We start from the raw sequence: 17712 nt of genomic DNA, 5'->3' as shown, positions 1-17712 counted from the left end.
AACCCCTGCTCACCGCCTATCTCATGCGGGACGAGCTGAAACGGCTGTGGTTTTACCGTCGGCCGGGCTGGGCCAAGCAAGCATGGGAACACTGGCTCGAACAGGCCATGAGCAGCGGCATCGCCGCGCTGGCGCTGTTCGCGCAACGGCTCAAGGCCTATCTGCACGGCATCCTTTCCCGATGCCGGTACCCGCTCAACACCAGTGTCGTCGAAGGCATCAACAACACGATCAAGGTCATCAAGCGCCGGGCCTACGGCTACCGGGATCAGGACTATTTCTTCCTGAAGATCCGTGCCGCCTTCCCCGGCATTCCGCGATGAACCAAAAAAAGGCCCGCATCGCTGCGGGCCTTTTGTCGCCAGGTGCACGGGTCGGTTCTAGAACGGAATGTCGTCGTCGTCGAAACCGCCACCGCTCTCGGCCGGAGCCGGGGCGTTCTGGCGCGGGGCGCTGTCGTAGTCGTTACCGCCGCCGCGAGACTGGCCGCCGCTGTAGTTGCCGCCGCCCTGGCGTTGGCCGCCTTGCGGGCGCTCGCGGAAGCCACCGCCGCCACCGCCACCACCGCCTTCACCGCCCATGCCACCGAGCATCTGCATGTCGCTGGCGACGATGTCGGTGCTGTAGCGCTCGACGCCGTTCTTGTCGGTGTACTTGTCGGTGCGCAGCGAGCCTTCGATGTAGACCTGACGACCCTTCTTCAGGTACTCGCCGGCGATTTCGGCGAGCTTGCCGAACAGCTTCACCCGGTGCCATTCGGTGCGTTCCTGCTTCTCGCCGGACTGCTTGTCGGTCCACTGCTCGGAGGTGGCCACGCTGAGGCTGCACACCGCGGTGCCGCCGCCGGTGTAGCGGACCTCCGGGTCAGCGCCCAGGTTGCCGACGATGATGACCTTGTTGATGCCGCGTGCCATGGGGGTTCCTCGCTGTTCTGGCGGCCGGCGCGCGCCCGCCTCGTCAAGAAATTCCCGCCGGCGGGCCGGCGGGGCGATCCCTATCATACCGGCCCGCCCCTTCCCGCGCGCCGGGGGTGTGTACGCGTCCGCCGCGTGTCATTGGCGGAACCACCCTATCCACCTGTCGGCAGCCCCCGTCCCCTTCGCAGGGAAGATCGGGCGGTTCAGCTTAGGCGATCTCCTCAGACCGCCGGCGACGCGCGCTGCGGCGCTGGCGCCTCGATCTGCACCCCTTCGACCGCATGGCCGGCCGCGGCCCAGGCATCCAGCCCGCCGCGCAGCGGACGCACCTGGCGATAACCCTGTGCCTTGAGCAATTGCGCAGCACGGGCGGCAGAGAACTCGTTGGGACAGTTGCAGTAGAGCACCAGCTCGCGCTCGCGCGGCACACCGGCCAGCAGCGCATCGAGGGCGAGCGGATCGAAGGCGAGCGCGCCCGGTATGGCGCGGCCATCGAGTTCGCGCGAGCCGGCGGCACGCACGTCGAACACCAGCGGCGGCCGCGCCGAGCGCAGCGCCTGCGCCAGCTCGTCCACCTCGATCCGAGCCATGCGCAGCGCCACCAGCAACCGCCGTCGCTGCCACCATTTGAGCAGGATGTAGGCCGCCAGCAGTGCCCCCAGCAGTTCGACCGCCAGCGTGCCAGTACCCTCGAGCGCTGCCAGCACGCGCTCCACGCCGTCGGCGAACAGATAGCCCAGCGCCAGCGCCGTACCCGCCCACAGCAGCGAACCGAGCACGTCGAAAAGCAGAAACACGCGCGGCGCCAGGCCGATCGCGCCGACCAGCGGTGGTGCCACGGTGGACAACCCCGGCACGAACTTGGCGACCAGCAGCACCGGCGCGCGCCAGCGCTGGAAGCGCAGCTCCGATTGCTTGACGCAGGAATCGGGCGAGAGCGAGATGCGGCAGAGCGTACGCATGACGCCAGCACCGTAGCGGCGCCCGGCTGCGTACCAGGCGAAGTCGCTGATCAGGCAGCCGGCCAGCGCCACCAGCAGCACGCCCCACAGCGGCAACCGTCCGGCGGCGGACAGCGCGCCGGCCACCACCAGTGTCGGCACGGCCGGCAGCGGCAATCCGGCCTGCTCGACCAGCACGTTGAGGAAAACCAGCAGCAGGCCGTATTCGGCGATCAGCGCGACGATCTGGTGGGCCACGGTCCGGCTCAAGTTGGGTGGATGCCGCCGCACATGGGGGCGACATACACCCTACGCAATCCCGTCAGGCCGCCTGTTCGGCAAGGGTCCGCGCGGCGATGCGGCGGGCGCCGAACGCCACCAGCGGCAACCAGAGCAGCGTGGCGGCCGCGGCGCACAGGAACACGCCGCTCACTCCCAACCGGCCAAGCGCGATGCCGCCGATGGCGCCGCCGACGAACGCGCCGATGAACTGGCTGGTCGAGTACGCACCCATCGCGGCACCCCGCAGGTGCGCCGGCGCCAGTCGCGAGACCAGGCTCGGCAGTGCCGCCTCGAGCAGGTTGAAGGCCGAGAAGAACGCGGCGGCCGATACGCCCAGCCAGGCGACGTGCCCGCCGGACCGTGCGAAGCCCAGCAACGCCAGCCCGATCGCGGCCACGCACACCAGCACGATGCGCAGGCTCTGGCCGATTTCCTTCATCCGGTGCAGCGCCGCGCCCATCACGAAGGCGGCGATCGCCATCACCGGCAGGTACAGCTCCCAGTGCCGCTCGACCGGCAGGTGCAGCCGATCGACCAGCAGCAGAGGCAGGCCCACGAAACACGCGGTCAGCAGCAGGTGCAGGAAGAACACCGAACCGTTGAGCACCAACAGCCGGCTGTCGCGCAGCATCGCCAGCACACCGCCCAGGCTGGCCGCGGCGGGCGCCCTGGCCCGCTCGGGCGTGGGCACGATCAGCCACAGCAGCGCCAGCGACGCCAGCGCCAGCAACGAGGTTGCACCGAACAGGCCGGGCAGCCCGGCGACCGCCTCCAGCGGCGGCCCCAGGATCAGCGCCAGCAGGAAGGCCACGCCGATCGACACGCCGATGATGCCCATCACCTTGCCGCGCTGGTCCTCGCGGGTCAGGTCGGCGGCCAGCGCAGTGCCGGCACCGGCCACCGCGCCCATGCCCTGCAGCGCGCGGCCGACCACGATCCCCAGCAGGGTGTGCGACATCGCCGCGACAAGGCCGCCGACGGCGAAGATCAGCAGACCGATGGTGATCGCCGGCTTGCGCCCGACCCGGTCGGACAACAGCCCCAGCGGGATCTGCAGCAGTACCTGGCCCAGCCCGTATACGCCCAGCGCCAGGCCGATCAGCAGGCCGCTGGCATCGGGCATCTGCTTCGCGTAAAGCGAGAACACCGGCATGATCAGGAACAGCCCGAACAGGCGCAGGCTGATCACGCAGGCCAGGGTGAGCGCGCTGCGGCGCTCGAGCGGCGAGAGCTTGCTCACCGGGACGGCTGGGAAAGACGGGGCATCTGCCCATTATACGGAGCCGCTCCGGCATGCGATTGCGGCGCCATGTCGCGCCGCCGCACGCGCCGGGCATGGCCCTATAATCGCCCGTCTTGCCACCCGGACACCCATGCACCCGATGCCCGCCGACGCCAGCCGAACCGCCGACTTCGCCGCCGTGCGCGAGCTGGCCGCCGCCGACATGCAGCGTGTGGACGCGCTCATCCGTGCGCGACTGGCCTCCGACGTGGTGCTGATCAACCAGATCGCCGACCACATCATCGCCGGGGGCGGCAAGCGCCTGCGCCCGATGCTGCACGTGCTGGCCGCCGGTGCGGCCGGCTATGCCGGCGCCCAGCACGTCAAGCTGGCTGCGGTGATCGAGTTCATCCATACCTCTACCCTGCTGCACGACGACGTGGTCGACGAATCCGACCTGCGCCGCGGCCGCAAGACCGCCAATGCGCTGTGGGGCAATGCCGCCAGCGTGCTGGTCGGCGACTTCCTCTACTCGCGCTCGTTCCAGCTGATGGTCGAGCTGGACGACATGCGCGTGATGCGCATCCTGGCCGACACCACCAACACGATCGCCGAGGGCGAGGTGCTGCAGTTGCTCAACATCGGCAATGCCGACGTCGACGAGGCGGCCTACCTGGCGGTGATCGAACGCAAGACCGCCGTGCTGTTCGCCGCGGCCACCGAACTGGGCGGCCTGCTGGGCGGTCTGCCGGCCGACCAGGTCGCCGCGCTGCGCCGCTACGGCATGGAGCTGGGCTACGCCTTCCAGATCGCAGACGACCTGCTCGACTACACCAGCGATGCCGACACGCTGGGCAAGAACATCGGCGACGACCTGGCCGAGGGCAAGCCGACCCTGCCGGTGATCTACGCGCTCGGGCAGGCTACGCCCGAGGACGCGCTGGCGATGCGCCGGGCGATCGAGCACGGCGACCTCAGCGCGCTGGACCGCGTGCTCGCCACGATTCGCCGCTGTGGCGCTCTTGAGCGTACGCACGAGCGTGCCGTGGCGCACGCCGACGCCGCGCGCGAGACGCTCACCGCCCTGCCCGCGTCGCCGTACCGCGACGCGCTGGACGCCCTGGCCGCCTACGCGGTCGAGCGCAGCGCCTGAGAAACATGCGGGGCGCGCAGCCGGCCGCTCCCGCGGGCTGCGTCCCGTGCCACAGTCGCTGCGGGAGCCGCCGATGAGGCTGCCGTCGCCGATGCCGCGCGGCAGGCTGGCGGCCCTGTTACTGATGCTGGTGCTTTCGCAGTCGCTGCCCGCCGCCAAGCCGCCGCCTTCGGGCTGGTCACGCTGGGACAGTCCCGCCCCGAGGCAATGCGCACGGCCATCGGGAAGCTGCCGTGATGTGGCACGGCGCGCAACTGACGTTGACCACCAGCATCGGCGTGGCCCATCTCAAGCCTGGCGAGCGCACCCACGAACTGATTGCACGCGCCGACGCGGCGCTCTAGCAGCCAAGCGCGGTGGCCGCGGTCGCGTGTCCGCCGCGCCGTAGCGATGCAGCCGCATGGTGGGCTTCAGCCCGCCGCCGCCACCCCACGGGCCCTCAGGGCCGCTTGGCGAAGGCGGCATCCAGCCAGTCGCGCATCATCCGGTAGCTGCGCGCCGCGGCGCGGGCGTCGTACTTGCAACCGGGCGAGTTCTCGCCGACCTCGGTGAAGCAGTGCACGGCGTTGCCGAGCACCACGAATTGCCAGTCGGCCTGGCTGGCGCGCATCTCGTCCATGAAATGGCCGGCGTCGGGCATGGTGCCCTGGTCGTCGGCGCCGTTCATGGCCAGCACGCGTGCCTTGAAATGATCGGGCAAGGCCGGCTGGCCCGCCTGCAGGGCACCGTGGAAGGACACCACCGCGGCCAGGTCGGCACCGCTGCGCGCCAGGTCCAGCACCGCCGAGCCGCCGAAGCAGAAACCGATCGCGGCGAGCCGGCCGAGGTCCAGCGGCGCGGTGCCCGCCTGGGCCTTGAGCTGGGCCAGCGCGAGGTTGACCCGGTGGCGCATCAGCGCACGGTCGGAGTACAGCGGCTTCACCGCGGTCTTGGCCTGGTCGTCGTTGGCCGGCCGCACGCCCTCGCCGTACATGTCGGTCAGCAGGATCACGTACTGCTTGCCGGCGATCATCTCGGCCTTGCCGACCGCCTGGTCGTTCACGCCGTACCAGTTGGGCACCATCACCAGGCCGGGCCGCTTGCCCGCGCCGGCGTCGTCGTAGACCAGCACGCTGTGGAAGCGGGTGCCGCCGTCGGTCCACTCGACGGAGCGATGCACCATCTTCGCCGAGGCAGCGAAGGCCAGGGGAAGCGAAAGCAGGGCGAACAGGATGCGACGCATGATGACGGCTCCGCAGGGGTAGGGTCGGCGCTCCGCGCCAGGGTCCACGGCCTCCGGCCGTCGGTTGGGAATCAGCGACCCGCGGCGTGCGCGGCGAGGCGGCGCTTGAGCGGCGCCAGCCGGTCCGCCAGCCGCACGCCCAGCGCACGCGCGGCCACCAGCGGCGGCGCCTGCCAGGCGTAGATGCGGCCCAGCGCATCGAAGCTCCACGCGTCCAGCGTGTCGGCACTGCGACGGCGGCGCGCGTAGCGGCGCAGCACGTGCGGCGCGGCGATATCGCGGCCGGCCTCGCGCGCGGCCACCAGCGTATCGCGCAACTCCGCTACGTCGCGAAGGCCCAGGTTGACGCCCTGCCCGGCCAGCGGGTGCACCGCGTGCGCCGCGTCGCCAAGCAGCACCAGGCGTTCGGCCTGGTAGGCATCGGCAAGCTGCAGCTTGAGCGGGAAGGCGGCGCGGCGACTGGTCGCGAGCACCCGCCCCAGCCGGAAGTCGCTAGCCACGCCGAGTTCGTCGCAGAAGGCCGCATCGTCGAGCGACAGCACCCGTTGCGCCTCGGCCTCGGGCAGCGACCACACGATCGAACTGCGGCCGTCGGACAGCGGCAGCAGCGCCAGCGGCCCGCCGGGCAGGAAGCGCTGCCATGCGGTGTGCTGGTGCGGGCGGTCGGTGGCGACATGCGCGACCACGCCGCGCTGGCCATAGTCATGCCCGTGCGTGTCCAGCCCGGCCAGCCGGCGCAACGGCGAGCCGGCACCATCGGCGGCGACCAGCAGGCGTGCCGACAGGCCGCCGGCATCCTCTGTGTCCAGTTCCAGCACCACGCGGTCCTCCAGGACCTGGTAGCCGCTCACCTGGGCCGGACACAGGCGCTCCACGCCGGCCGCCTCCAGCGCCTGCCAGAGGGTCCATTGCACCAGGTTGTTCTCGGCGATCCAGCCCAGCCACGCACGGCCTTCGGTGGCTGCATCGAAGTCGATCGACGCACCTGCGGCGGCCTCCCACACGTGCATTCGCCGGTAAGGCGCGGCGCGGCGGTCGCGAATGGACGCCCAGACCTCCAACTCGGCAAGCAGCGCGACCGACGATGCGGCCAGGCCGACCACCCGCAGGTCGACCTCGTCCTGTTCACGCCAGATCGCCGGCGGCCGGGCCTCCAGCAGGGCAGTGGCGAAGCCAGCGCGGGCCAGTGCCAGCGCCGCGGCGGCACCGACCATGCCGCCACCGACCACCGCCACGTCCAGCATCGGCGCGCGGCGGCGCGATTCGGGCCGGTTCATGGCGTGCGCTCCAGCACGGCCTGCGGCGGCTCGCCGCGGAAACCCATGCCGCGGCGAAGCAGCGCATCCTTCAGCGGCGGCACACGGTCGCAGGCAAGCAGTGCGAGCGAGCGCAATGGCGCCAGCCAGGGCTGCGAGAGGCAGGCCAGCTGCACCAGACCATGGCTCATCGCCATGGTGCCTTCGCGATCCGGCGCCCGCCGCGCCGCGTAGGCGGCCAACATGCGCTCGTTGCCCGGGTCGCCCGAGGCCGCCACCAGTTCGGCCAGGGTCAATGCATCGCGCAGGCCCAGGTTGAAGCCCTGCGCCCCGATCGGGTGCACGGTCTGCGCGGCGTTGCCGACCAGCACGGCGCGTGGCGCGGTGAGGCGAGCGGCGGCGACGCGATGGATGGCATAGGGAAAGCGTCTTCCCGGGCGGCCGAGCCGGCCCAGCCGCCAGCCGAAACGGCGCTGCGCCAGCGCCAGATAGTGGGCATCGTCCATGGTCGCCACCTCCGCGGCCTGCGCGCCCGGCACGGTGAGCACCAGGCCGCAGCGGCCTTCGGCCAGCGGCAGCAGGGCGACCGGCCCCTCGTCGCTGAACCGCTCATAGGCGCAATGGCCGTGTTTGCGTTCGGGCGTGACCGTACAGACGAACAGGGTCTGGCCGTAATCGTAGGTGTCGGCGGTGATGCCAAGTCGCTCGCGGACGAAGGATGCGGTGCCGTCGGCGCCGACCAGCAGCGGCGTATCGATGTGGCGCACGCCTTCGTCGCCGTGTACCCGCGCGCGCCAACCGTCGGCCAATGGCTCGAACGCCTCGAGCCTCGCCGGGGCGAGGCGTTGCAACCGCGTGCAGTCCTCCAGCCGGCGCAGCAGCGCAGCGCCCAGCTCGCGCGCGGGCAGCGTCCAGCCCAGCGCATTGACGCCGGCGTCCCGCGCATCCAGCCGCACGCTGCCGAACTCGCCTGCCCGGCTGACGTGGATGTGCTCGATCGCCGTGGCGCGCCCGCGTGCGTGCGCCCACACGCCGATCGCCTCCAGTCCGTTGACGGTGGCGCGGGCCAGCGCCAAGTTGCGTTCGTCGTAGCTGGGCTGCGCATCGGCGCGTGGCGACGCGGCCTCGACCAGCATGGCGTCGACACCGGCCGCATCCAGCGCGATCGCCAGGCTGGCGCCAACCAGGCCGCCGCCGACGATCAGTACGGGCCCGCGTGGGGAATGGGGTGCAGTCATGTGCGGATGATACGGCCGAACACGCGGGCCTCGCATGGGCCGGACGGGCTTCGGCTAAACTATCCGTTCGCCTTCTCCACCTTCACGCCGCCTGCATACGGAGCACCCTCATGGCTATGACGCGAACCCAGCGCCTCGGCATCTTCCCGGCACTCGCCCTGGTGATGGCCGTTACCCGCGGCGCGATGCACCTGCATCATTTCGAGGCGCTTCCGGACGCGTCCTGGGGCGTGTTCTTCCTGGCCGGCTTCTGGTTGCGCGGCGCCGGCCGCTGGGCCTTCCCGCTGCTGATGGCCGAGGCCGTGCTGGTCGACTACCTGGTGATCACCAGCCAGGGCCTGAACTTCTGGAGCCACTACTGCGTGTCGCCGGCCTACTGGTTCCTGGTCGCCGCCTATGGCGCGCTGTGGCTGGGCGGCAGCTGGCTGGCCCGTCGCCAGGCCGGCCTCAAGCTCTCCACGCTGGGCCTGGCCGTGGCCGCGCTGCTGGTCAGCGAGGCCGCCTGCTTCGTGGTCTCCAACGGCAGCTTCTACTGGTTGAGCAGCAGCGTGCCGGCGCCGCGCAGCATTGGCGCGTGGTTCGAGAACATGGGCGACTGGTACCTGCCGTTCCTGCAGGTGACGGCGCTGTACGTCGGCCTGGGCGCCGCGCTGCACGTGCTGGTGTCGCAGATGACCCGTGCGCTGGCGCACGCCCGCCACACGCACTGATGGGCAACCGCCTGTCGAAGATCTACACGCGCACCGGCGACGACGGCAGCACCGGGCTGGGCGACGGTTCGCGGGTGCCGAAGGATTCGGCCCGCGTGGCCGCTTATGGAACGGTCGACGAACTCAACAGCACGGTCGGCATGGTGCTCGCTTGCGATGGCGTGCCGCCGGAAGTGCGCGAGGCGCTGACGCAGGTCCAGCATGAGCTGTTCGACCTCGGCGGAGAGTTGTGCATTCCAGGCATGGCGATGGTGCAGGACCAGGACGTCGCGCGCCTGGAGACCGTGCTCGATGCGCTCAACGAACCACTGCCGCCGCTGAAGGAATTCATCCTGCCCGGCGGCGGCATGGCGGCCGCCTGTGGCCACCTGGCGCGCACCGTTTGCCGCCGCGCCGAGCGCGAGGTGATCGCGCTGGCGCGCGTCGAGGCGATCAGGCCCCAGCCGCAGCGCTACCTCAACCGCCTGTCGGACCTGCTGTTCGTGATTTGCCGCGTGCTGGCGCGCGCCGGCGGCCACGGCGAGGTGCTCTGGCAGCACGAGCGGCGCCCGCGCGGCTGAAGGATCGCCGATGCTGCGGCTCTACACCCACCCGGCCTGCCTGCAGCACGACCCCGGCCCCGGCCACCCCGAATCCCCCGCGCGCCTGCGCGCCGTGCTGGCGGCGCTCGACCGGGACCGCTTCGCCGCGCTCGACCGCATCGAGGCTCCACTGGCCAGCACCGAAGCGCTCGAGCGGGTGCACGACCCGGCGTACGTGGCGCGCATCCTTGCCAGCGCACCGGCCGAGGGCGTCTTGCGGCTGGATGAGGACACCGTGATGTCGCCCGCCTCGGCCGAGGCGGCGCTGCGTGCCGCCGGGGCCGTTGTCGCAGCCGTCGACGCCGCACTCGACGAACGCGCCAGTCGTGCGTTCTGTGCGGTGCGCCCGCCGGGCCACCACGCCACCGCCGACCAGGCGATGGGCTTCTGCCTGTTCAACAATGTGGCCGTCGGCGCCGCGCATGCGTTGGCCGAACACGGCCTCGAGCGCGTGGCGATCGCCGACTTCGACGTGCACCACGGCAATGGCACGCAGGACATCTTCGCGCGCGAGCCGCGCGTGCTGTTCGTCTCCAGCCACCAGTCGCCGCTGTATCCGGGCAGCGGGGGCGCGGACGAAACCGGCGTGGGTAACCTGCTCAACGCCCCGCTGCCGCCGGGCACAGGCTCGCTGGCGTTCCGGCAGACCTGGGACGAGCAGCTGCTGCCGCGACTGGACGCGTTCCGGCCCCAGCTCCTGCTGATCTCAGCCGGCTTCGACGCCCACCGCGCGGACCCGCTGGCGCAACTGGAACTGGGGGCCGACGACTACGCCTGGCTGACCTCGCGGCTGCTGGAAATCGCGCGCGCCCATGCGGGCGGCCGCGTGGTCTCGACCCTGGAGGGCGGTTACGACCTCGATGCCCTGGCCACCAGTGCCGTCGCCCACGTGATGGCGTTGGTCGGCTGAGCTGAACGCAACCGCGCGCCGGTCACCCGCGAGCGCCGCCCCGCTCCCGCAGAGGAATGGTCGCAAAGCGCGGTTCCTGCCGGCCATGCGGCCTTTCTGCTAGCTTTACGCGTCCTGACGAACCCCGACAGCCCACCGTGACGCCGAGCCCCACGACCCTGCGCGCCTTGCCTCCACACCGCCTGCTGGCGGTCGCCGCCGCCCTCGCCTTGGCCGGCGGCCCGGTCGAAGCCCAGACCACGGCGCCCGCACAGCCGGCCGTACCGGCATCGGAGGCCACGGCCAGCCGCGAAACCGTTTCGAGCTGCCCGCTGGGTGCGTTCCATTGCCCCCCGCGGCCGGAAAGCTTTGCGCTGTGCCGCCCCAACGCGCTGCTGGAGTTCTACGACCCCGCGCTGCCGCGTGATCCCACGCTGCGCGAAAGCTCCGACACGGCCGTCGACGCCGCCCATGTGGACAGCTCCAATCGTGCGATCTACCGGCTCTCCGGCAACGTGCGTATCGAGCGCGCCGACCAGCTGCTGCGCGCCGACCGGGTCGACTACAACGACACCACCACCGACTACGACGCGCAGGGCAATGTGCGCTACCAGGAAGCCGGCGAGCTGCTGAGCGCCGACCACCTGCGCGGCAACAACCAGGCCAACCACGGCGTCGCCGAGAACGTGCGCTACCAGCTGCTGCAGTCGCGCGGCAACGGCACCGCCGCCCGGGGCGAGCTGCTCGACGCCCAGCACAGCCGCTACAACCAGGTGACCTACTCCACCTGCGACGTCGGCCACCACCTGTGGGAAGTGCGCGCCAAGAAGCTGAAGATCGACAAGGCGACCGGCGTAGGCACCGCGCACGGCGCGACCATGCGCTTCGCCAACGTGCCGTTCCTGTACCTGCCCTACTTCACTTTCCCGATCGACAACCGGCGCAAGAGCGGCTTCCTGTATCCGACCTTCGGCAGCTCGAACCGCTCGGGCACGATGTTCTCCATCCCGTACTACCTGAACCTCGCGCCGAACTATGACGCCACGCTGGAACCGCGCATCTACACCCAGCGCGGCACGCTGCTGGCGGGCGAATTCCGCTATCTGCTGCCCGGCAGCGCCGGCCAGTTCAACGCGGAGTACCTGCCGAACGACCATGGCGAGGACCTCAACGGCGGTTCGTCGACGAAGGGGCGCGACCGCTGGCTGCTGAAGGTCGGCGACAACACGCATCTGATCGGACCGTGGTCCTTTGCCACCAGCATCAACCGCGCCTCCGACCGCAATTACGTGCGCGACTTTGGCAACGACCTCTACACCTCGTCGGTAGGCACCCTGGCATCCAGCGCCTACATAGGCGGCGGCGGCAACTGGTGGAATGCCTCCTTTGGAGCCGACAGCTACCAGAACGTCGATCCCTACCTGCCCGACACGGTGGTGCAATACAAGCGCTGGCCGCGAGCCACGCTCGGGCTCGACCTACCGCTCACGCACTGGCTGGATTTCGGCGCACAAACGGAAGCCGTGGCATTCCGCAAGGATGGCGTGGTCGAGGGCGATCGACTGGACCTCTATCCGTACTTCGCCGCCGATTTCCGCGGTGCGGCCTGGTTCGTCAGGCCCAAGCTCGCCTACCGCTACACCGCCTACCAGCTCGACAGCGGCTACCAGCGCTACGGCTACGGCGGCTTGCTGGTCACCAACCAGGTTTCGCCATTCGACAAACGCTCGCCCAGCCGCGCCCTGCCCATCGCCAGCCTGGACACCGGCCTGATCTTCGACCGCTCGACCTCGCTTTTCGGAAAGACCTACACGCAGACGCTCGAGCCCCGGCTGTACTACCTCTACGTGCCCTATCGCCAGCAGGACGACCTGCCGTTGTTTGACACCAACAGGATGTCGTTCGACTACTGGCAGCTTTTCGCGCCCAACCAGTTCTCTGGCGCCGACCGCCAGATGAACGCCAACGACCTGACCGCGGCACTGACTACCCGGCTGCTGGACGACGACGGTGTGGAACGGCTCTCGGCCAGCATCGGCCAGATCCACTATTTCGCGCCGCAACGGGTGCAACTCCCCAACGGCCCGGTCACCACCGCAGCTCCCACCGACTGGACCCGCTCGGACTACGTGGCCCAGCTTGGCGTACAGCTGAACGACCGCTGGCGCCTCAACAGCCAGTACCAGTGGAGCCCCAACACCCGCCAGACCGACTTGGGCTCGCTCGAGCTGCAGCGGCGCATCGGCGCGGACGGCATCTTCAATTTCTCCTACCGCTTCCGCCGCAACCTGGTCGAGCAGTACGACGCTTCGGCGATCTATCCGATCTCCGAGCGTTGGCGACTGCTCGGCCGCTGGGTCTACTCGGTCCGCGACCAGCGCACGGTCGAGGCGCTGGCGGGTGTGGAATACGACAGTTGCTGCGTCGCGGTGCGCGTGGTCGGCCGCCATTACGTGGTCAGCAGCGGCCCGATCACCGAACGCGGCAACAGCAACAACGCAGTGATGTTCGAGCTGATCTTCAAGGGCCTGGGTGCCTTCAACGGCCAGACCGAGGACGTGTTGCGGCGTGGTATTCTTGGCTATCAGTAACGGCCTGGCCGCGAACTTTCCGGCGCCGTTGCGATCCACGGTTGTCAGGCCGGCCTGAACCGGCCGCACGCTCCGTTCCCTCCAACCATCGCCTTCAGGCGAGTGAAGGTTTCCGACCGATGAAGCACCCTTCCGCGCTGCTCCTCCTCGCGCTCGCCGCGGCCACTGCGCTGCCCGTCCAGGCGCAGCTGCTGCCGCAGGCGCAGGCCGATGCCACGGCCTCCGGCACACAGCCGCTCGACCGCATCGTCGCGGTGGTCGACGAGGACGTCATCCTGCAGAGCGAACTGGACGACGCGGTGCGCTCGGTCAAGCAGCAATACGCCAGCAACCCCGGCCAGCTGCCGCCGGACGACGTGCTCGAGCGGCAGGTGCTCGACCGCCTGATCCTGATGAAGCTGCAGGTCAACAAGGCCAACGAACAGGGCGTGCGCGTCTCCAACGCCGATGTCGACCAGGCCGTGGCCGCGGTCGCCCAGCAGAACCACATGACGCCCGAGCAGCTGCAGCAGGCGGTCGAGCAGAGCGGACAGAGCTTCGCCGCGTTCCGCAGCCAGCTGGCCGACCAGGTGATGGTCCAGCGCCTGCACGAGAGCGTCGTGCGCGACTCGGTCAACATCACCGACAGCGAGATCAGCAACCTGCTCAACAGTCCGACCTACAAGGCGGGCGAAGTGCATTTGGCACACATCCAGATATCGATTCCCGCCGGCGCCAGCGCAAGCGACATCCAGGCCGCCCAGGCCAAGGCACAGCAGGCGATCGACGCGATCAAGGGCGGCATGGACTTCAACGCCGCGGCGATCCGCTACTCCGATGCGCAGGACGCGCTCGAGGGCGGCGACCTCGGCTGGCGCAAGATGGACGAGATCCCGCCAGCCTTCGCCGACACCGTCTCCGGCATGAAGCCCGGCCAGGTCAGCCCGGCGCTGCGCGGTCCCACCGGCTTCCACATCATCAAGCTGGTCGACCAGCGCGCGCCCAGCCGCCAGGTGGTCACCGAGTACCACGCCCGCCAGATCCTGATCCGCCCGAGCGAACTGGTCACCCCCGAGCAGGCGCAGCAGAAGGCGCAGGACCTGTACAACCGTATCGTCGACAAGCACGAGGACTTTGCCAAGCTGGCGAAGGAGAACTCCAAGGATCCCACCACCGCCAATGCCGGCGGGGACATGGGCTGGTTCCAGCGTGACCAGTGGGGCGGCACGATCGCCCAGCAGCTGGCCCAGCTCAAGGACGGCGAGGTCTCCCATCCGTTCCAGAGCGAGGCCGGCTGGCACATCCTGCAGCTGGAAGGCACGCGCAAGAGCGACGTGACCGAGGAAAGCGAGCGCAACCAGGCGCGCCAGGCGATCGGCAACCGCAAGGCCGAGCAGGCCTATGACGACTTCCTGCGCCAGCTGCGTTCGGATGCCTACGTGAACATCCTGGTGCCGGCGCTGAAGGATCCGGACGCGCGGGACAAGGGCTGAGCAAGCCCTTGAGCGCCGGCCTGCCCCGACTGGCCTTGACCGCCGGGGAACCGGCCGGCGTCGGTCCCGAGCTGCTGGTACGCCTGGCGGCCACGCCGCTGGCGGCCGGGCTCGTCGCCATCACCGATCGCGGCCTGCTGCTGCGCGCCGCCAGCCGCTGTGGCGTGCCGCTCCAGCTGCACGAGGACGACGGCCGGCCACATGCGCACGCGGCCGGCAGCCTGTGGGTGCGGCATATTCCGCTCGCCGTCGAAGAGCGTCCGGGCCATCCCGATCCGCGTAACGCCCGCCACGTGCTGGCCACGCTGGTCGAAGCGGCCGACGGCTGCCTTGCCGGGCGCTACGCCGCCGTGGTCACGGCCCCGCTTCAGAAGGCCACGATCAACGACGCCGGCATCCCGTTCAGTGGCCACACCGAGTTCTTTGCCCAGCGCACGGGCACCGACGTGGTCATGATGCTGGCCAGTCCGGCGTTGCGCGTGGCGCTGGCCACCACGCACCTGCCGCTGCGTGCGGTGCCCACGGCAATCACCGGGGAGGCGTTGGAGCGCACGTTGCGCATCGTGCATGGCGAACTGAGGGGCACGTTCGGCCTGGCCGAACCGCGCATCGCCGTGCTCGGCCTCAACCCGCACGCTGGCGAGGGTGGTCATCTGGGCCGCGAGGAACTGGACGTGATCGAACCTACGATGGCGAGGCTGCGCGCGCAGGGCATGCATTTGCTGGGCCCACTGCCGGCCGACACCGCGTTCGTGCCGGCGCAGCGCGGACGCTACGACGCGGTGCTGGCGATGTACCACGACCAGGCACTGCCGGTGCTCAAGAGCGAGGCCTTCGACCGCACCGTCAACCTTACCCTCGGCCTGCCCTTCATCCGCACGTCGGTCGACCACGGCACGGCGCTGGACCTGGCCGGAACCGGCCGCGCGGATCCATCCAGCCTGATCGCCGCGACGCAGATGGCCATCGAACTCATTGCACATCGCGCCTCGACGTCCCCCTCTCCCCTTCGGGGAGAGGGCAAGGAGTGAGGGGCCAAGGCTTGCGAGACACCCCATGAACGCCCGCCCCAAAAAAAGCTTCGGCCAGCACTTCCTGCACGAGAAGCGTTACATCGAACGCATCGTCAGTGCCATTGGGCCACGCGCGGACGACCGCGTGGTCGAGATCGGCCCAGGCGAGGGCGCGCTCACACTGCCGCTGCTGGCCGCCGCCGGCCGACTCACCGCCATCGAACTCGATACCGACCTGATCCCTGGCCTGCAGGCCCGAGCGGACGGCATCGGCACCCTGGAGATCATCCACGCCGACGTGCTCAAGGTGGACCTCTCTGCCCTGGCGCAGCGCCTGGGCGTGCCGCGCGTGCGCCTTGCCGGCAACCTGCCTTACTACATCTCCAGCCCGATCCTGTTCCACTGCGTCGACCATGCAGCAGCGATCGAGGACATGCACTTCATGCTGCAGAAGGAAGTGGTGGACCGCATGGCTGCCGAACCGGGTAGCAAGGTGTATGGCCGTCTGTCGGTGATGCTGCAGCTGGCCTGCCGCGTGGAGCCTCTGTTCACCGTGCCGCCGGGTGCCTTCCGTCCGCCGCCGAAGGTCGATTCGGCCGTAGTACGGCTGGTGCCGCTGGCGGCCCACGAGCGCCACGATGCCGATCCGCAACGCGTGCATGCGATCGTCAAGGCGGCCTTCGCGCAGCGGCGCAAGACCTTGTCGAACGGGCTCAAGACCTTGCTCGACAGCGAGGCGATCGCCAGCGCCGGCATCGATCCCAGGACGCGGGCCGAGACCCTCGCGCCGGAGGACTTCGTTCGCCTGGCCAAGCTGCCGATCTGAGACGCGCCGCCTACACGCGCGGGCCTGCACACAGGCCGTACAATCGACGCATGAATCCCAAACCCTCCTACACGATCGACGTGCAGGTCGAAACCCGCTTCGTTCCCGATCAGTCCAAGCCGCACGACAACCGCTATGTGTTCGCCTACACCGTGACCTTGCACAACGCCGGCGACGTGCCGGCGCGCCTGCTCACCCGCCACTGGGTGATCACCGACGCCAACGGCAAGGTGGAAGAGGTGCGCGGCGAGGGCGTGGTCGGCGACCAGCCGTGGATACGTCCGGGCGACCGCTACCAGTACAGCTCCGGCGCGGTGCTGGATACCGCCGTGGGCACCATGCGGGGCAGCTACCAGATGCTTGCCGACGACGGCACCCGCTTCGACGCGCCCATCCCGCCGTTCACGCTGTCCATACCGCGCACCCTGCACTGATGGAACGCACAACCGAGGGTTCGTCTGCGATGGACCGGCTCTGGATGGACGAGTTCTGATGGCGACATATGCAATCGGCGACGTGCAAGGCTGCTATCCGGAGCTCTCGCGCTTGCTCGACAAGCTCAGGTTCGATCCGGCGCGTGACCAGCTGTGGTTCTGTGGCGACCTGGTCAACCGCGGCGGCCAGTCGCTGGAAACGTTGCGGCTGATCCACGGACTTCGTGAAAACGTGGTGGTCACCCTCGGCAACCACGACCTCAGCCTGCTGGCAATCGCCCAACGCAAGCCAGACGCGCAGTCGCGAGTCAACCCGGAATTGCGCGAGGTGCTGTTTGCCGACGATGCGCCGGTGCTGTTCGAATGGCTGCGCAACCAGAAGTTGCTGCACCATGACGAAGCGCTTGGCTGGGGTATGGTGCATGCGGGAATGGCGCCGTCATGGACGCTGCGCCAGGCGATGCGCGCGGCACAGGAAGTCGAGCGCGAGCTGTCCAGCCCCCGCCATCCGCGTCTGCTGCGCAACCTGTTCGGCAACCGTCCTGCGGCGTGGTCCAGCCGGCTGCAGGGCATCGAGCGCTTCCGCGCAACCATCAACACGATGACGCGGATGCGCTATTGCGACGTCAACGGCCGCATCGATTTCGAAGCCAAAGGCTTGCCCGGATCGCAGAAGCCAGGCCTGTATCCCTGGTTCGCGGTGCCGGGCATGCGCCGACGCGAGGTGAAGATGGTCTGCGGCCACTGGTCGGCACTAGGCCGCTTTGCCGGGCTGGGCGTATACGCGATCGACACCGGCTGCGTCTGGGGTGGCCAACTGACCGCCCTGCGGCTGGATGAAGAGGATCCCCAGTACATCGCGGTGAACGCCGAGCCGCACCGCAAGCGGCCACCGGGCGGGGGCGACTGAACCCGCACCGGCCCTCCCGGAAAGGAGGGCCGCCCGGCTCGCTTGCGGACGACTC

General features: G+C 69.7%; 17 protein-coding genes. 11 read left to right on the top strand and 6 right to left on the bottom strand.

Translation table 11 applies throughout. The features are described from left to right. The coding region (locus tag BMZ38_RS16345) for a transposase (protein ID WP_139202476.1) at nt 1-323 on the top strand (323 nt) is incomplete at its 5' end. A 57-nt stretch (nt 324-380) separates the two neighbouring features. Here BMZ38_RS16345 and ssb read toward each other — a convergent pair. The 3 genes from ssb to BMZ38_RS16330 form a co-directional block, all read right to left on the bottom strand. Further along, complete coding sequence (gene ssb / locus BMZ38_RS16340; RefSeq protein WP_091340228.1) at nt 381-914, bottom strand: single-stranded DNA-binding protein; 534 nt, start codon at nt 912-914, stop codon at nt 381-383. Nucleotides 915-1138: 224 nt separating this feature from the next. Then, complete coding sequence (locus BMZ38_RS16335) at nt 1139-2116, bottom strand: DedA family protein/thiosulfate sulfurtransferase GlpE (RefSeq protein ID WP_091340225.1); 978 nt, start codon at nt 2114-2116, stop codon at nt 1139-1141. Nucleotides 2117-2180: 64 nt separating this feature from the next. Next, nucleotides 2181-3380 (bottom strand): MFS transporter, encoded by a 1200-nt coding sequence (locus BMZ38_RS16330; RefSeq protein WP_091340222.1) that lies wholly within the window; start codon nt 3378-3380, stop codon nt 2181-2183. A 133-nt stretch (nt 3381-3513) separates the two neighbouring features. Here BMZ38_RS16330 and BMZ38_RS16325 point away from each other — a divergent pair, with 133 nt between their 5' ends. Then, nucleotides 3514-4515: a polyprenyl synthetase family protein gene (locus BMZ38_RS16325; RefSeq protein ID WP_091340220.1), complete on the top strand. Its 1002-nt coding sequence runs from the start codon at nt 3514-3516 to the stop codon at nt 4513-4515. Nucleotides 4516-4954: 439 nt separating this feature from the next. Here BMZ38_RS16325 and BMZ38_RS16320 read toward each other — a convergent pair whose 3' ends face one another. The 3 genes from BMZ38_RS16320 to ubiH form a co-directional block, all read right to left on the bottom strand. Continuing rightward, a complete protein-coding gene (locus tag BMZ38_RS16320; RefSeq protein WP_091340218.1) occupies nt 4955-5737 on the bottom strand; it encodes a dienelactone hydrolase family protein in 783 nt (260 codons plus the stop codon). Between the two features lie 71 nt (nt 5738-5808). Continuing rightward, on the bottom strand, nt 5809-7014 hold the full coding sequence (locus BMZ38_RS16315) for an FAD-dependent oxidoreductase (protein WP_091340215.1): 1206 nt from the start codon (nt 7012-7014) through the stop codon (nt 5809-5811). Further along, nucleotides 7011-8231 carry a 2-octaprenyl-6-methoxyphenyl hydroxylase gene (gene ubiH / locus BMZ38_RS16310; RefSeq protein ID WP_091340213.1) on the bottom strand — a complete coding sequence of 407 codons (1221 nt, stop codon included), beginning with the start codon at nt 8229-8231 and terminating at the stop codon, nt 7011-7013. The genes BMZ38_RS16315 and ubiH overlap by 4 nt, the downstream gene beginning before the upstream one ends. 110 nt (nt 8232-8341) lie before the next feature. Here ubiH and BMZ38_RS16305 point away from each other — a divergent pair, with 110 nt between their 5' ends. From BMZ38_RS16305 to BMZ38_RS16265, 9 genes are all read left to right on the top strand, one after another. Further along, a complete protein-coding gene (locus BMZ38_RS16305) occupies nt 8342-8941 on the top strand; it encodes a hypothetical protein (RefSeq protein WP_175483804.1) in 600 nt (199 codons plus the stop codon). Then, complete coding sequence (locus BMZ38_RS16300; protein ID WP_091340208.1) at nt 8941-9501, top strand: cob(I)yrinic acid a,c-diamide adenosyltransferase; 561 nt, start codon at nt 8941-8943, stop codon at nt 9499-9501. Before BMZ38_RS16305 ends, BMZ38_RS16300 begins: the two co-directional genes overlap by 1 nt. Nucleotides 9502-9511: 10 nt before the next feature. Further along, the gene (locus BMZ38_RS16295) at nt 9512-10432 is read left to right on the top strand and encodes a histone deacetylase family protein (RefSeq protein WP_091340205.1); all 921 of its coding nucleotides are present in this window, start codon (nt 9512-9514) and stop codon (nt 10430-10432) included. Nucleotides 10433-10569: 137 nt separating this feature from the next. Continuing rightward, nucleotides 10570-13002: an LPS-assembly protein LptD gene (locus BMZ38_RS16290; protein ID WP_245747323.1), complete on the top strand. Its 2433-nt coding sequence runs from the start codon at nt 10570-10572 to the stop codon at nt 13000-13002. 119 nt (nt 13003-13121) lie between these two features. Continuing rightward, nucleotides 13122-14474 (top strand): peptidylprolyl isomerase, encoded by a 1353-nt coding sequence (locus BMZ38_RS16285; RefSeq protein ID WP_091340201.1) that lies wholly within the window; start codon nt 13122-13124, stop codon nt 14472-14474. Between the two features lie 8 nt (nt 14475-14482). After that, nucleotides 14483-15505, top strand: coding sequence for a 4-hydroxythreonine-4-phosphate dehydrogenase PdxA (gene pdxA, locus BMZ38_RS16280; RefSeq protein ID WP_091340198.1), 1023 nt, complete (start codon nt 14483-14485; stop codon nt 15503-15505). Nucleotides 15506-15530: 25 nt separating this feature from the next. Further along, the gene (gene rsmA, locus BMZ38_RS16275) at nt 15531-16313 is read left to right on the top strand and encodes a 16S rRNA (adenine(1518)-N(6)/adenine(1519)-N(6))-dimethyltransferase RsmA (RefSeq protein WP_091340196.1); all 783 of its coding nucleotides are present in this window, start codon (nt 15531-15533) and stop codon (nt 16311-16313) included. 50 nt (nt 16314-16363) lie between these two features. Next, on the top strand, nt 16364-16747 hold the full coding sequence (gene apaG / locus BMZ38_RS16270; RefSeq protein WP_091340194.1) for a Co2+/Mg2+ efflux protein ApaG: 384 nt from the start codon (nt 16364-16366) through the stop codon (nt 16745-16747). A gap of 58 nt (nt 16748-16805) precedes the next feature. Further along, nucleotides 16806-17657 (top strand): symmetrical bis(5'-nucleosyl)-tetraphosphatase, encoded by an 852-nt coding sequence (locus tag BMZ38_RS16265; protein WP_091340192.1) that lies wholly within the window; start codon nt 16806-16808, stop codon nt 17655-17657. Nucleotides 17658-17712: the final 55 nt, after the last annotated feature.

Source organism: Frateuria terrea, assembly GCF_900115705.1.
In the GTDB taxonomy this organism is placed as follows: domain Bacteria; phylum Pseudomonadota; class Gammaproteobacteria; order Xanthomonadales; family Rhodanobacteraceae; genus Frateuria_A; species Frateuria_A terrea.
Note: the sequence above shows the minus strand (reverse complement) of the source record. Positions and strands in the feature narration are given on the sequence as shown.

Excerpts from the sequence above, each read along its gene's own strand:
- ssb (WP_091340228.1), bottom strand. The coding sequence starts at position 914 with ATGGCACGCGGCATCAACAAGGTCATCATCGTCGGCAACCTGGGCGCT.
- BMZ38_RS16325 (WP_091340220.1), top strand. The coding sequence starts at position 3,514 with ATGCACCCGATGCCCGCCGACGCCAGCCGAACCGCCGACTTCGCCGCC.
- BMZ38_RS16320 (WP_091340218.1), bottom strand. The coding sequence starts at position 5,737 with ATGCGTCGCATCCTGTTCGCCCTGCTTTCGCTTCCCCTGGCCTTCGCT.
- BMZ38_RS16315 (WP_091340215.1), bottom strand. The coding sequence starts at position 7,014 with ATGAACCGGCCCGAATCGCGCCGCCGCGCGCCGATGCTGGACGTGGCG.
- ubiH (WP_091340213.1), bottom strand. The coding sequence starts at position 8,231 with ATGACTGCACCCCATTCCCCACGCGGGCCCGTACTGATCGTCGGCGGC.
- BMZ38_RS16305 (WP_175483804.1), top strand. The coding sequence starts at position 8,342 with ATGGCTATGACGCGAACCCAGCGCCTCGGCATCTTCCCGGCACTCGCC.
- BMZ38_RS16300 (WP_091340208.1), top strand. The coding sequence starts at position 8,941 with ATGGGCAACCGCCTGTCGAAGATCTACACGCGCACCGGCGACGACGGC.
- BMZ38_RS16295 (WP_091340205.1), top strand. The coding sequence starts at position 9,512 with ATGCTGCGGCTCTACACCCACCCGGCCTGCCTGCAGCACGACCCCGGC.
- BMZ38_RS16285 (WP_091340201.1), top strand. The coding sequence starts at position 13,122 with ATGAAGCACCCTTCCGCGCTGCTCCTCCTCGCGCTCGCCGCGGCCACT.
- rsmA (WP_091340196.1), top strand. The coding sequence starts at position 15,531 with ATGAACGCCCGCCCCAAAAAAAGCTTCGGCCAGCACTTCCTGCACGAG.
- apaG (WP_091340194.1), top strand. The coding sequence starts at position 16,364 with ATGAATCCCAAACCCTCCTACACGATCGACGTGCAGGTCGAAACCCGC.
- BMZ38_RS16265 (WP_091340192.1), top strand. The coding sequence starts at position 16,806 with ATGGCGACATATGCAATCGGCGACGTGCAAGGCTGCTATCCGGAGCTC.